At 29.4% G+C, this 15,267-nt stretch carries 14 protein-coding genes; 10 read left to right on the top strand and 4 right to left on the bottom strand.

Annotated features, from left to right (window positions below; translation table 11 throughout):
* Positions 1 to 42 precede the first annotated feature (42 nt).
* Positions 43 to 1,053, top strand: a complete 1,011-nt coding sequence (gene bioB, locus PF272_RS05275) for a biotin synthase BioB (protein ID WP_065234145.1) — start codon at positions 43 to 45, stop codon at positions 1,051 to 1,053.
* 189 nt (positions 1,054 to 1,242) lie between these two features.
* Positions 1,243 to 2,352: a protein adenylyltransferase Fic gene (gene fic / locus PF272_RS05270; RefSeq protein WP_271141907.1), complete on the top strand. Its 1,110-nt coding sequence runs from the start codon at positions 1,243 to 1,245 to the stop codon at positions 2,350 to 2,352.
* Positions 2,353 to 2,459: 107 nt separating this feature from the next.
* On the opposite strand, the gene PF272_RS05265 is transcribed toward fic, so the two are convergent.
* From PF272_RS05265 to infA, 4 genes are all read right to left on the bottom strand, one after another.
* Positions 2,460 to 3,275, bottom strand: a complete 816-nt coding sequence (locus tag PF272_RS05265) for a DUF3037 domain-containing protein (protein WP_271141906.1) — start codon at positions 3,273 to 3,275, stop codon at positions 2,460 to 2,462.
* A complete protein-coding gene (locus PF272_RS05260) occupies positions 3,272 to 4,012 on the bottom strand; it encodes a HipA family kinase (protein WP_271141905.1) in 741 nt (246 codons plus the stop codon). Before PF272_RS05260 ends, PF272_RS05265 begins: the two co-directional genes overlap by 4 nt.
* Before the next feature lie 25 nt (positions 4,013 to 4,037).
* Complete coding sequence (locus PF272_RS05255; protein WP_271141904.1) at positions 4,038 to 5,336, bottom strand: O-antigen ligase family protein; 1,299 nt, start codon at positions 5,334 to 5,336, stop codon at positions 4,038 to 4,040.
* An 88-nt stretch (positions 5,337 to 5,424) separates the two neighbouring features.
* Complete coding sequence (infA, locus tag PF272_RS05250) at positions 5,425 to 5,643, bottom strand: translation initiation factor IF-1 (RefSeq protein WP_013746899.1); 219 nt, start codon at positions 5,641 to 5,643, stop codon at positions 5,425 to 5,427.
* Between the two features lie 294 nt (positions 5,644 to 5,937).
* Between infA and PF272_RS05245 the strand changes: the two genes are divergently transcribed.
* The 8 genes from PF272_RS05245 to PF272_RS05210 form a co-directional block, all read left to right on the top strand.
* Complete coding sequence (locus PF272_RS05245; protein ID WP_271141903.1) at positions 5,938 to 7,071, top strand: LPS O-antigen chain length determinant protein WzzB; 1,134 nt, start codon at positions 5,938 to 5,940, stop codon at positions 7,069 to 7,071.
* Positions 7,064 to 8,317, top strand: coding sequence for an oligosaccharide flippase family protein (locus PF272_RS05240; RefSeq protein WP_066111965.1), 1,254 nt, complete (start codon positions 7,064 to 7,066; stop codon positions 8,315 to 8,317). The genes PF272_RS05245 and PF272_RS05240 overlap by 8 nt, the downstream gene beginning before the upstream one ends.
* Positions 8,318 to 9,703 (top strand): O-antigen polysaccharide polymerase Wzy, encoded by a 1,386-nt coding sequence (gene wzy, locus PF272_RS05235; RefSeq protein ID WP_271141902.1) that lies wholly within the window; start codon positions 8,318 to 8,320, stop codon positions 9,701 to 9,703.
* Positions 9,696 to 10,754 carry a stealth family protein gene (locus PF272_RS05230; protein ID WP_271141901.1) on the top strand — a complete coding sequence of 353 codons (1,059 nt, stop codon included), beginning with the start codon at positions 9,696 to 9,698 and terminating at the stop codon, positions 10,752 to 10,754. Before wzy ends, PF272_RS05230 begins: the two co-directional genes overlap by 8 nt.
* 14 nt (positions 10,755 to 10,768) lie before the next feature.
* Positions 10,769 to 11,584 (top strand): glycosyltransferase, encoded by an 816-nt coding sequence (locus tag PF272_RS05225; RefSeq protein ID WP_271141900.1) that lies wholly within the window; start codon positions 10,769 to 10,771, stop codon positions 11,582 to 11,584.
* 20 nt (positions 11,585 to 11,604) lie between these two features.
* Positions 11,605 to 12,777, top strand: coding sequence for a DegT/DnrJ/EryC1/StrS family aminotransferase (locus tag PF272_RS05220; RefSeq protein WP_271141899.1), 1,173 nt, complete (start codon positions 11,605 to 11,607; stop codon positions 12,775 to 12,777).
* The gene (locus PF272_RS05215) at positions 12,770 to 13,375 is read left to right on the top strand and encodes a sugar transferase (protein WP_065234154.1); all 606 of its coding nucleotides are present in this window, start codon (positions 12,770 to 12,772) and stop codon (positions 13,373 to 13,375) included. The genes PF272_RS05220 and PF272_RS05215 overlap by 8 nt, the downstream gene beginning before the upstream one ends.
* Before the next feature lie 9 nt (positions 13,376 to 13,384).
* A partial coding sequence (locus PF272_RS05210) for a polysaccharide biosynthesis protein (RefSeq protein WP_271141898.1) occupies positions 13,385 to 15,267 on the top strand: 1,883 nt, incomplete at its 3' end.

The following is a 15,267-nucleotide window of genomic DNA, read 5'->3' as shown; positions in this document are numbered from 1 at the left end:
TGAACTTTGCGATTACTTAGGATAATAACAAAAGGATACGTTATGACAACAACGACAATTCAAATGCCTTCTATTACACCACACCCAACAGTGGAATATTGGTCAGTATGTAAAGTAGAAGCATTATTTGAAACGCCTTTCCTTGATTTAGTTTATCGTGCAGCACAAGTCCATCGTGAGAATTTTAATCCACAAGCAATTCAACTTTCGACATTAATGTCGATTAAGACGGGAGGATGCCCAGAAGATTGTGGTTATTGTCCTCAGTCAGCGCGCTATCAAACAGGTGTGCAAAATGAACAATTATTAGATATTGACGATATTGTAGCTAAAGCAAAAATTGCGAAAGAGCGCGGTGCAGGGCGTTTCTGTATGGGAGCAGCATGGCGTGGTCCAAAACCAAAAGATATTGAAAAAGTATCAGCGATTATTAAAGCAGTAAAAGAGCTTGGCTTAGAAACCTGCGGAACATTCGGCTTGTTACAAGATGGTATGGCGGAACAATTAAAGGAAGCTGGGCTAGATTATTACAATCACAATATTGATACAGCACCAGAGCATTATCATGATGTGATTACGACTCGCCGTTTTGAAGATCGCATCAGTACCTTAGGCAAAGTACGCCAAGCAGGATTAAAAGTGTGCTGTGGTGGTATTGTCGGGATGAATGAAACTCGTAAAGAGCGAGCTGGGTTAATTGCGAGCCTAGCAAATTTAGATCCACAACCAGAATCTGTTCCAATCAACCAATTAGTGAAAGTAGAAGGTACACCAATGATGGAAGCGGATGAGCTTGATTGGACAGAGTTTGTACGTACCATTGCAGTAGCACGAATTACGATGCCACGCAGTTATGTACGCCTTTCTGCAGGACGTCATAAAATGCCAGAAGCGATGCAAGCAATGTGTTTTATGGCAGGAGCAAACTCGATCTTCTATGGTGATAAATTATTGGTAACAGGTAATAATGAAGAAGACCATGACCAAATGTTAATGGCTAAATTGGATTTGGTTCCAGAAACCTTAGAAAATAGAAAAGAAACTGAAAATTAATATATCTTTATCTAATTAAATAAGATAAATGATTTTATCACACCCTTATATTTGGTATATAAGGGTGTTTTTTATACTCAATATTATGCATATGTTTAAAAAAATGGAATTTTTAACTATGTTTTGTTGATATGTTTATGGGATAAACATATACATAAAAATATGTTTAAAAAAATGGAAATTTTAAAGATGAGAAATTGGGATCCTGAAATTGCTCATAATTCATTACCTGAGTTACCGCCGTTACAAGAGCTAGAAACAAAAGAAATTTTAAAACAAACAATCCTAGCACGAGCAGCTTTAGCTGAATTAAAACAAGCAGCAGAATTGATACCGAATCAAGCGATGTTAATCAATACAATTCCAATTATGGAAGCTAGAGCGAGTAGTGAGATTGAGAATATCATGACAACGATCGATAAATTATTTCAGTCATTGCAAATAGAAAGTAATAGTGTTGATCCAGCAACAAAAGAAGCGCTTCAATATCGCACGGCGCTATTTGCAGGATACAACGATCTAGAACGACTTCCTCTTTGTACAAAAACAGCCGTACTGGTATGCAGTGAGATTAAAGGAATAGAAATGGATATTCGTAAGGTAAGTGGTACAGCAATTCGTAATGGAACAACAGGTGAAACAATTTATACACCACCAGTGGGCGAACAACTTATTCGTGACAAGTTAGCGAATTGGGAACGATTTATTCATCAAAATGAGGAGTTAGATCCTTTAATTATTTTGGCTGTAGCCCATTATCAATTTGAAGCAATACATCCATTTACAGATGGTAATGGTAGAACAGGCAGGATATTAAATAGTCTATTTTTAATTGATAAAGGTCTGCTAAGCTTACCAATTCTGTATTTAAGTCGATATATTATTAAAAATAAAAATGACTATTATCGTTTATTGTTATCTGTTACGGCAGAACAAAATTGGCAAGATTGGATTATCTATATTTTGAAAGGAATTGAAGATACAGCGAGTTGGACAGTAAAAAAAATTGAAGCAATTCGCTCTTTACTAGAAGAAACAAAGGATTATATGCAAGATAAATTGCCACAAATTTATCAACGAGAATTAGTCGATCTCTTATTTGAACAACCTTACACGCGAATTCAAAATTTAGAAAATGCAGGTATTGCTAAACGACAAACTGCTTCAAAATATTTAAAAGAATTATGTGATATTGGAATATTAGAGGAAGTACCAATAGGTCGGGATAAATTATTTATTCATGTGAAGTTAATGGAATTATTGAGAGGAGAGAGTAATAGATATACTTCATATGTATAGGATGGGTATTGAGAGGTAACATGAGGAATTTTTAGTAGAAGCAAACTAAAATGGACTTGGTCCTCATTTATTCAGAATAAAGAAAAACCGCCGGATTGGCGGTTAGATTAGATATTCTTGGCAAACTCTAATAAAGTATTTTGTTCGTTCCAATCTATATGTTGGATTTTAAAGTTATCAAAAGTCTTTTTTATGGTATTAAGGATATTTATTTTATTAGCTGTATCAGCAGTATCTAAAGCAAAAAGAATATTTTCTTTTTTCAATAACCCCTCTTCATTTGCCCGATTAATTTTAGATACCCAATTATCACAATACTCAATCATACTTGGACTTTCAATCTGATCAAATGCTAGTGGTTTAACTGCTTTCAGAATTTCTTGCCCATTTTCCTCTTTTAGTGCAAGAGGTAAAGTGAATTTAGCTAATTCACCTCTTACAGTATGTTGTCTATAATTGGAAAGAACTACATCATCCTCAGCTTTAAAAAGTTCCTTAAAATGTTTAACCATAATAGTTTCTTGATTTTCAGGTTTTACTCCAGCTAAATGAATATATTTAGTATATAAATCATTAAAATAAGCTTGAGGATCATCGACTAAACCTATGGCAGCATTACTATATTGTACAATTCCTTCTTTAACATCGATATAGTGATGGAAAAATGTTGCCATCTCTTGAGGAGTACAATTAAATACTTGAGAAGTAATGTATTGTAATTCCTCATTTATGGTATCTCTTATATTATTAAAGATGCTACTACGATAAAAAAAATTATTTACTCGCTTATCGTTTTTAGCGACAAGTTGATAAGTAAGTTTGCGTTTTTCAGGTTCACACATCAATAAACCAACATTGACGAATTCGCCTGTCTCAATGTAAGGTTTGAACTTCACAAAACTATATAAAATTGGTTGTTTCATTCGATGTTGTCCCAGTAATTTTCTTGAGTTATTCGGTTTAAGATAGTTTTTATCTGATTGATATAACTATTTATTTTATCAAATTCTGCTTCGTCCAATGGATACCAGTCATTAGGGATGAGTTCATAAATATGATCAAAGTTCTTCAATATGTCAATGGCTTTTTGATGGAATATTTGTTGATCAATCCAATCTAATTTCCATTCTCTATTTTGGGGAGCAAAGAGATGTTCATCAAATGTAGCATTTTCATCAAAAGCAAGGTTATGATCTATCACGAATATTTTTTGTTGATCTTCATCAAAAAGTAAGTTGATATTACCGGTTCCTTTTGAAGATGCAGTTCTGTCTGAGTTTAAAATCCAACGATCGAACATATAAAGCAATTTTTGTAAGTCTTCAGGAAAATAACTAAAATTTTTCGCTTGAATAGTTTTAGCTATTTTGGCATGTTCGATATATTTTGAAGCAAAAGCATAACCAGTTGGAAGATCTGAACGCCAATCAGGGAGGCTATATTCATTTATTTCTTTAGAGATTTCAACAAAGCAGAAGTCTGGGCATGGTAAACCCATTTGAATAGCCAATGCTGAACCAACAGTTTCAGCTAGTAGCTGTGGCATAGACATCATTGCCTTTGTTTTAACAATAAACCATTGATCATTATCTGCTCGACAAATAAAGGGACGTGTCATTCCCATATTAGTTCTTTCTCGAATGAAAGAAATTTTGGTCATCTATATTATCTCTTCTTCTATTTATTCAATAAAAATTTATTTCCTGGCGTTTATTATAAATCTTCTGTTGTTTTTTATTTTCCAACAACATTGCATAAAACAAGACAGTTAAAAAGAAATAAAACATAGTTCCTGAATTATGTCCAAGGAATACTTGTGTCAATCCATAAGACATAACTGATGTTATATGGATAATACCAAGTAGAGCTAATGTTTTTGTTTCAATATTATTTTGATTTTCTCGATAAGATTTAAAAAATTTCCAAAGAGGTAATAAAAAAATACCAAGTAATGATAAAAAACCTAAAATACCACGTTCAACAAAATCATTTATATATTGATTGTGCACATGGGATAAAGCCAATGATCCAATTTTGACTAGCCCTTGCTTGTCTTGCTCTTGTCGATTAATTCTAGCTCCTTCGTAACCCCATCCAAAAAAAGGTCTCTCTTTAATAGCAAATATTCCTGATTTCCAAAGTTCTAATCTAGGAGTAACAGAACCATCATTAACATATTTATCTTGATAGAAATTTTGTATCTGCGTATATATGACTTCTATACGTGAAGTAATGGAATGATTTTTGGCTATTATGCTTGATAAAGCGATAGTAATGATAACTAAAAAAACTAAAATAAATTTTCTAGAAAGAATATTACGATTTATATAAATAAGAGTAAGAAGGATAAATGGCATTAATAGCCAACCTCCCCGAGATAAACTTAGAAAACTGCCTATCATTCCACAAATTGTGCCTATAAGATTCAAAATAGCTAAAGGAATTAGTCGTTTTTGGCAACAATAAAAGAACAACCCTGCACTAAACATACCTAGTGACATGGACATATCACCATGTTGAATAGCCATTTGGAATGATGAATGTAATGCTCTCTCATAATGCAAAATGGAAACTTGATAGTATGCCATTGCAGCAGAAGCGATACCTCCTATAGGTATAACATATAACAATAACGAAAATTTTAGAGGGAAAAATTGTAATAAAAAAAATATAAATAAGAAGAATAGACTTCTACTTGGATTATCAAGAATTCTAGGAGAATCTTGATGAGTAATAACATCTAAAACATAAATAAGAAAATACAATCCAAAAGATATAAAAAATGCAATACACAGTTTTTGAGGAAGTAAGATGTTTTTATTTTTACAGGAATAGACAATAAATAATAGAAAACCAAAAATAGCTAAAATAATACCTGTGCTATAGGCTTTAGGTATAACAACTAGAGTAATAAAAAAATAAGCAATAATGATGTTGAAAAGAGTTGAGAAATATTTATGAGATGATATAGGAGCAATTTGCATGGTCGAAATTTCCAGAAGAATTAGAACGGAATCATCTATGTTCTTTATCCCTTATTCTAATAGGTAAGGAAATAAGGGATAAAGATTATTAACGACTACGGAAAACAATACGACCTTTACTTAAATCGTAAGGCGTCATTTCCACAGTAACTTTATCACCAGTTAAAATACGAATATAGTTTTTTCTCATTTTACCTGAGATATGTGCAGTGACTACGTGTCCATTTTCTAATTCGACACGAAACATTGTGTTTGGCAAGGTTTCTAAAATGGTGCCTTGCATTTCAATACTATCTTCTTTTGCCATGTTTCCTCTAAAAAATTACAACAATAATAAATCAATCAAACGAAAAGCTACCTAAGGTAGTTATATAAAACTGTGTGATTATACATGGTTCTGTCTGTACCGAAAAGCGGAAAATATAAATCAATTTAAGATTATTGATTAATAAAGAAATTTTATCCTATGATGCATATATCTTTAGAATAACTATTTCTTGATCTAATAGAGATTTTATTATGAGACAGGTAGTTACAAAAACTAAAATATCTTCTAAAATGAACAGAATTTTTTTGAGTTGAGTAGCAAGAGTATTCAAATATGGAACAGCAAAAAGTACAAAATTATAAAGATGATGAAATAGATTTGATTGAGTTAGTATCACTTTTATGGAAGAAGAAGCTAACTATTCTAATTATAACAACTATATGTGTATTGATTGCTGCTGGTTATGCTTTTACGGCGAAAGAGCGTTGGACTTCTAAAGCAGTGGTTTTAACGCCAACAACCATCTCATTAGAAAAATATCTCAATATTAGAAGGGAATATCAGCGTATTTTAGGAGGAAACCTAGATACCCATGTTATCGCTAACAATTTATTTTCTAAGTTTAATGAGCAATTATACTCTTTAGATAATAGAGAGAACTTTTTCTCAACTGCAAAAGTGTATCAATATGAAGTGACTAAGATTACTGATGAGAAAACTAAAAAAGAAATTTTGAATGATCTTGTTACTAAAGATATTGTAGTGTCTAAACCTGATCTGAAAAAAGATCCAGATACTATAGGGTTAAGTATCAGTTTTTCAGCTCAAACACCCAATTTAGCTCAAACAACTTTAAAGCAATTTATCAAATCAATTAGCCAACAAGCTTTTGCTTTCAATTTAGCCTCCTTTTTAATTGAATATAATGAGACTATTTCAAACTTAAAGTTTGAAAAAGATAAAATTGAGCGTAATTTAAAAGTACAAAAGCAATTGAGATTAGAAAATTTAGGAAAAGCATTAGAAATAGCAAAAGAGGCAAATATTAAGAATTTTTCTCGAGAGGTGAATGATACTTCAGATTTAAGTATCCTAGCTTTAGCTCGATCAGATACAACAATATCTCTTTCCGATGATTCCCGGCTAGGTGATAACACCTATCTGTTTATGTTAGGTGAAAAATATTTAAAAGCACAGCTAGATATAACTAATCAAACAAAAATTATTTACCCTCCTAGATATTATGAAATTCAAACTCAATTAGATCAATTAGAACAGTTAGCTCAAAAACTTAAGAATATAAAAGAAGATGCTTTTACTTATTTATCATCTCCTGATTATCCTGTGGTTAAAGATAGGCCAAATAGGATTATCATTCTTATAATTGGATTGTGTTTGGGATTAGTAGTTAGTATTTGTATAATCATAATGACGAAAATTTTAAATAGATATAAGAAAAATGATTAAAATATACTTATCCTATAAGAAACAATTAAATAACTTTATATATTTAAGTATAGTATATGGCATAAATATATTACTTCCATTAATATTATTCCCGTTTTTATTATCTTCTTTAGGAAAGGAAATTTATGGTGAAGTTATTTATGCTCAAACAATAGCTTCCTATTTCTTGGTTTTTACTAATTTTGGGTTTAATATATCTAGTACTAAAGCTATTAGTTTACATAGAGAAAATAAAGAAAGAGTTAATTTAATATTCTCATCAACAATTTATAGTAAATTATTATTTTTTTTTCTATCTTTATTTATTCTAGTACTATTTGGTACATTCTTTAATTTGAAGGGAGATAAATTATTACTCTATGCATTATCTCTTCTTATTTGTTTTTCTGATGCTCTATTACCTATATGGTATTTTCAAGCAATAGAAAAAATGAAGTATATAACAGTAGCTAATCTTCTTTCACGATTAAGTGGAGCAATATGTATCCTCATATTTGTAAGAGATAAAAGTGACTATTTATTAGTCCCGTGCCTATATTTTTTGGGGAATTTTTTAGGTGCAATAATATCCTTATATATTGTTTTTATTAAAGAGAAAGTATGTTTAACACCTCTTTTAATAAGCGAAATATTTAAAAGAGTAAAAGAAGGTTATCTTTTTTTATTTTCAGATTTTTCTGCTATCTTAAAAGATAAAGGAAACATAACAATTATAGGTGCATTTTTAGGAATGTCTTATGTTGTTTATTATGATTTAGCTGAAAAGATTGTATGGGCTTTTAGATCAATTCTATATAATTTAAATATAGCTTTCTTTCCTTATATTGTTAAAATAAAAAATAGGATTATAACTAAGAAAATTATTTGGTTTGCATTTATATGTAGTCTTATTTGCTATAGCTTACTATGTGTTTTTTCTAATGAAATTATATATTTATTATCTAGAAATACAGAAATGTTTTTTATTAATTCATTTATTTATATTCAAGGGATTTATTTGTTACTGGCAACTCTAAGCTCTTGCGTAGGACAATTTATAATGATAACACATAATTTAGAAAGATATTTTTTTAAAAGCTTATTGATTTCTTCATTGTCTTATTTTTTGTTCGTTTTTTTATTATATATTTTTAACTTTTTTTCAATAGAATCATTAGTATTAATATATAATGGTAGTATATTTGTAGAATTGATATATAGATTATATATATGTAGGCGAAAAAAACTAATACAATGGGTGTTCTAAATGAGAGTATATAAGCTTTTACATATAAATATTATATCTTTATCTTTTTTATTATTTATATTTTTTGTTCAAGGTATAGAAAACGAAATCTCTATATTTATCCTTGAAGGAGTTTTATGCTTATTTTATTTTTATGGGATAATTTGGGGAATATTATATATTAAAAAATATCCATTAGCTCTTATTATGATAAGTTTATTTGGAGTATTTATCTATTCTCGTTTTATTTTAGATTTTTTTGATTTATTACCCTATGATATTAAACTGCAGACAAGATTTATTGGAAACTATTTTTCGGAAGGAACCATAAAACAAACATTAATAGTATACATTATTTCAATAACAGGATTGATTATTGGCTTTGTATTTTCTGATTTAAAAAGTATAAATTGTCATAGTTATAAGAAAAATTTAGATGATGGTGGAGAAAAAATTATTTTTAAACTTGGAATATTATTTTTAATATTATCAATTCCAGGATTAATATATAAAATGTATTACCTCATAGAGATGGTAAATTCTTCAGGGTATTTAGCTTTATATAAAGATGCAAGCCCATCAGGAATATATAGAGTTATAGAGTTTATTAGCTATAAATTATATATCTTAGGAGTCTGTCTATTATTATCCTGTAAATTATCTAAAAAAGTATTTTATATTATTGCTGCTTTAATTATTATAATATCATTAATTTATCTCTTTCTTGGAAAAAGAGGGGATTTAGGGATATCAGTGATCTTTCTTATTTGGTACTGGTTTTCTTATATTTTTTATAGAAAGAAAATAACTAAAAGTATGATATTAGGAATCATAACTTTATTTTTTATTCTTATTACTTCATTTCAATTTGTAAATTACAGTAGATCTCATCAAGAAGCTAATTCTCTTTCTTTACTAGATTTTATTGCTAGCCAAGGAGTTAGTGGAACTGTTTTACCCTATTATTTGGAATATATGAATATAATTGATGATGGTAGTTATCCTTATATATTAGCGCCTATTATGGATAGGATGAATCGTGGAGAAGCATCTGTCGAAGTACTAAATAAAACTAATTATTTAGGATATGAGTTAACTTATGCTATTTCTCCCAATGCTTATCTTGATGGAGAAGGAGTGGGTACAAGTTTTATTGCTGAATTATATGAAGGGGGATATCTTTGTGTATTTTTAGGGATGCTTATTTTAGGATATTTTGTAGTATTTTTTGAAAAGAATAAGATGTCTTCTTACTTAAAATTTATATCAATGCTATTTTTTATGACCTTATTATTTTTGCCACGGGGAGAATTATTTGAGTATTTTTATGAATTGATATTTTTTAGCCTATTATGGTGTATTTTAGATAGAATATATGTATTAGGAGTGAGTAGGAAATATGTATAATGGTGATGAAAAAATAGACTTTGTACTACCATGGGTTGATCCTAGTGATGTGGAATGGCAAAAAAGAAAAGAATATTTTAAGAATGGTGGAATGGTTGACGTGCAATCTAATTCCAATGCTAGATATAGAGATATGAAAACCCTCAGATATGTACTGAGATCAATAGAAAAAAATTGTTCATGGTATAATAAAATAATTTTAATTACAGAAGGACATTATCCTAAGTGGTTGAATATTAATCATCATAAGATAAAATTAATAACTCATGAAGAATTATATTTTGATAAAAAGCATTTGCCAACATTTAATTGTAGTTCCATAGAATGTAATTTACCTAATTTGAGAACTCTAGGTGTTTCAAAAAAATTTATATATTTGAATGATGATACTATTATTTATAGGAATGTAGATATAACACGTTTTTTTATAAAAAATCTTCCTGTTGATTTTTTATGTCATACTTTTATTCCAAGAACTAGATTGTTATTGCGATTGATGAAGGTTTCTGATTCATGGCCATATTCATTATTACATAATGTAAATTTAATAAATACGAAAGCAAATATATCATCTTTGACCTATGAACAAATTTATAATTCTAGTTATTGTTTATATGATAAGGTTAATAACTTTATCATGAAAAATATATATCGAAAGGCAATTAGTTTACAGCACTGGCATCATCCGCAACCCTATTTAATGAGTACTTTGGAAACAGTATATAAAAATTTTCAGAAAGAAATTAGCTTAGCTTCAATGAATAGATTCAGAGATAAAAGTGATTTAACTCAATATATATATAGATATTGGCATTTATTAAATGGTGAATTTTATCCAATGAAATATAATGATGGAATAGGGGATAAAAATATTGCAAGTCTAGATGATCTAACTCAAATATTTAGAGAATTAGAAAATAATAAAAATCTTAAATTTGTTTGCTTTAATGATAGTCCAGAATTATCAGATGAAGATTTTTATTTAGTTAAAAAAGAGTTAATCACTAAATTAGAAGATTTATTTCCTGAAAAAGCAAGTTTTGAATTATAGGTGGAATAGAATATATGAAATTATCAGTATTGATGTCCGTTTATTATAAAGAAAACCCAATATTTTTTGATAAAGCATTTGAAAGTATATGGTTTAAACAAACTGTTAAACCAGATCAGATAGTATTGGTAAAAGATGGCTTCTTAACTAGGGAGTTAGATGAAGTAATTAATAAATGGGCTAATATTTTAGAGAATATATTAAAGATAGTTTCCTTACCAGAAAATCGAGGGTTAGCTTATGCTTTATCAGAAGGATTGCATCATTGTAAGTATACTTATATCGCTAGAGTAGATACAGATGATATTAATGCGCCAGAGCGGTTTGAGAGACAAATAAATTTTCTAAATTGTCATCCAGATGTAGATGTTGTAGGAACCTACCTTTCGGAAATTGATGAAAATGGAGATATTATTAAGAGTGACGTTAAGTATCCTCTTCACCATGAAGAGTTATTCAAATTTTTTAGTAAAAGAGATCCTTTAGCTCATCCATCGGTTCTATTCAGAAAAAATTTTTTTATCAAGGCAGGTTCCTATTCACCTGACATTCCTATGGGAGAAGATACTTTACTTTGGTATCAAGGATTTAAGAATGGGTGTAGATTTTCGAACATATCATATGTTGGAGTATTTTTTAGACGTACGACAAATTTTTATAAAAGAAGAGCTAATTGGAAGAAATCAATAATATTATTAAAATTTAGACTTTGTAAGATTAATAGAGACTTAAACTATGGGTTTAAAGCAGATATCTATGCCATATTATATTTTTTAATGTCAATATCTCCAAACTGGATAAAAAAAATTGTATATCAATATTTTAGATAATATAAATGAGAAGGAATTTTATGAATAAGTTTTTACCATTTGCATTACCAGATATCGGTAATGAAGAGATTAATGAAGTAGTCGATTCTCTAAAATCAGGATGGATTACAACTGGACCTAAAGCAAAACAGTTTGAACAAGATTTTACAAATTATTTGCAGCAGGAAGGCAATATTGGTTTGCAAGCTTTAGCTGTCAATTCGGCGACTTCAGGACTACATCTTGCATTAGAAGCAGTTGGTGTAAAAGCAGGAGATGAAGTAATTGTTCCTACATATACATTTACTTCAACTGCAGAAGTTGTGAGATACTTAGGGGCTATACCTATTTTTGTTGATTCAGATCCTAAAACCTTAAATATTGATCCTAGACTTATCAAGCAAAAAATTACAGAGAAGACTAAAGCTATTATCCCTGTTCATTTTGCAGGACTAGCTGCAGATATGGATGAAATAATTGCTATTGCAAGAGAGTTCAATCTGAAAGTTGTTGAGGACGCAGCACATGCATTTCCTACATACTATAAAGGAAAATTAATTGGAACTTTAGATTCTGATGTTACAGTATTTAGCTTTTATGCAAATAAAACTATGACTACTGCTGAAGGAGGAATGTTAGTATCTAAACATTCAGATATTATTGAAAGAGCTAAAATAATGAGATTACATGGAATTAGCCGAGATGCATTTGATCGTTATCGATCAAAGACGCCAGCATGGTACTATGAAGTTATCGAGCCAGGATTTAAATATAATATGCCTGATATTTGTGCGGCAATAGGGCTACAACAGTTGAAGAAAATAGATTCTTTCTATGATAAAAGAGAAAAAATGGCAAAACGATATGATATAGAATTAGCTAACCTACCAATCGAATTACCTCCTAGATCAGAAGAATTAAATTCAACTCATGCTTGGCATATTTATCCGATTCGTTTAAAGGAAAATATTAATATTACAAGAGAAGAGTTTATTTTAAAAATGTCAGAAAAAGGAATTGGCTGTTCAGTTCATTTTATTCCTTTACATAGACACCCTGTATGGAGAGATATGTATAAGTTACAATCAGAAGATTTTCCTATAGCAGAAGATGTATATCACAGAATTGTTTCTATTCCATTATTTACTGCAATGACAGAAGATGATCAAACAAGAGTGATTATGGCGATAAAGGATATATTAAATAATGTATAGTACGTTATTCTTTAAAAGAATCTTTGATATATTTTTTTCTTTATTAGGGTTAGTTGTATTATCTCCACTTTTTTTATTTGTATCCATTTGGATCAAGCTTGATTCTCCTGGTGATATTTTTTTTCGCCAGGTGAGAGTTGGTAAAGATAATAAACTATTCAGAATTCATAAGTTTAGGACTATGAAGATGAATTCTGAAAAAGATGGAGGGTTGACTATAGGAAAAGATAGCCGTATCACTCGTTCAGGTAGTTTTCTTCGAAAATATAAAGTAGATGAGTTAGCTCAACTGATAGATGTTTTCTTAGGTGATATGAGTTTAGTTGGGCCTAGGCCAGAAATACCAGAGTTTATGAATTTATATCCTACAGAAATTAAAAATAAAATTCTTTCAGTTAAACCAGGAATTACAGATCGAGCATCGATAGAAATGATAGATGAAAATAATATATTGTCTAAATATGAAGATCCAAAACAGGCATACATTGATATAATAATGCCTTTAAAGGCTAAATTCTATGTAGAGTATGCCTCTAACATTTCTATATTAGAAGATATAAAAATTATATTTAAGACAATTTATAAAATTATTTTATAGGCGGATACAATGCTTAGTTATTTACTAGGGCTTCCTCGAGTAGCTAAAAGAGTAATTTCAATCTTTATTGATTTTTTCCTTATTATTAGTTCTTATTTTTTAGCGTTAGGAATTAGACTTGATTTTCACTATGAAGTTATACAGGTATCTAATTGGTTAGTGATTTCTATAGTTAGTATATTTTCTATCATTATATTTATAAAAATTGGCTTATATAGAGCTGTTTTACGCTTTATAACTATAAAATTTACTCAGATAGCTATTATTGGAACAATAATATCAACTTCAATATTACTTTTAATCTCATTTTTACTACAAACAAATCTACCAAGAACAGTACTGTTTTTATACTTTATTTTTGTTTCTATTTTTGTAATATCAACACGTTTTCTAGCTAGAAGTTTATTAAATTATGATCACTATGAAAAGATAAGGGTTATCATATATGGTGCAGGTAGTTCCGGAAGACAATTATTAACAGCGTTAAATCAATCTACAAATTATTTAGTTGTAGGGTTTGTAGATGATAATCAAAAATTACACCGTACTATATTACATGGAATTACAGTATATAATCCTCAATCATTGGATAAGTTAATTCAATCAAGAAATATTAAAAAAATCTTATTAGCTATGCCAAGTGCTAGCCAATTTCAGAGAAAAAATATTATTAATAAAATTAGTAAATATAAATGTGAAGTTTTGAGTATTCCTGGTATGGAAGATATTGTTAGTGGCAAAGCACATTTAACCACACTAAATAAGGTATCTATCCATGACTTATTAGGAAGAGATTCTGTTACTCCGATTGATTCTTTATTAGATCAAGATATAAAAAATAAGTGTGTGATGGTTACTGGTGCAGGAGGATCCATTGGATCAGAATTATGCCGTCAAATTATTAAGCAGAAACCTCAAAAGTTATTATTGTTTGAATTAAATGAGTTTTCTTTGTATCAAATTCACCAAGAATTATCAAAGAATAATTTTGTTAGATCCAATAATATAGAGTTAATCCCTTTACTAGGTTCAGTGCAAAGAAAGCATCGATTAGATGTTATCATGAATTCTTTTCATGTAGATACTGTTTATCATGCTGCAGCATACAAGCATGTACCTTTAGTTGAATATAATGTAATTGAAGGAATCAGAAATAATATTTTTGGGACGCTAAATTGTGCTAAATCTGCGATAGAGGCAAATGTATCAACATTTGTGCTAATTTCAACTGATAAAGCAGTTCATCCGACAAATATTATGGGAACAACAAAAAGAATGGCTGAGTTGATTCTACAGGCGTTAGCAAAGAAACAAAATGTAACTCGTTTTTGTATGGTCCGTTTTGGAAATGTTCTTGGCTCATCTGGTTCAGTAGTACCATTATTTAATAAACAAATACAAGAAGGTGGTCCTATAACTCTAACTCATAGAAAAATTACTCGCTTTTTTATGACGATTCCAGAGGCTGCATCTTTAGTTATTCAAGCAGGTGCAATGGGAAAAGGAGGAGACGTATTTGTTTTGGATATGGGAGAACCTGTAAAAATATATGATCTGGCTGTTAAAATGATTAATTTAAGTGGTTTAACAGTAAAAAATGAAAAAAATCCAAATGGTGATATGGAAATTAAAGTTACAGGACTAAGACCTGGAGAAAAACTATATGAGGAATTATTAATTGGAGAAAATGTCCATGGAACAGAGCATCCTAGAATAATGACAGCAACAGAAATAATGATTGAATGGGATAAATTATCTAATATTTTAGAGAGTTTAGATAATTTGTGTAATGAATATAAAATAGATGATATTAGGGAATTACTCATAAAATCATCAACAGGCTTTAATCCAACAACAGAAATTTCTGATTTGGTGTATAAAACTAAGGATAG

This window comes from Gallibacterium faecale, assembly GCF_027920745.1.
GTDB lineage: Bacteria > Pseudomonadota > Gammaproteobacteria > Enterobacterales > Pasteurellaceae > Gallibacterium > Gallibacterium faecale.
This window is presented reverse-complemented; position numbering and strand designations above follow the sequence as displayed.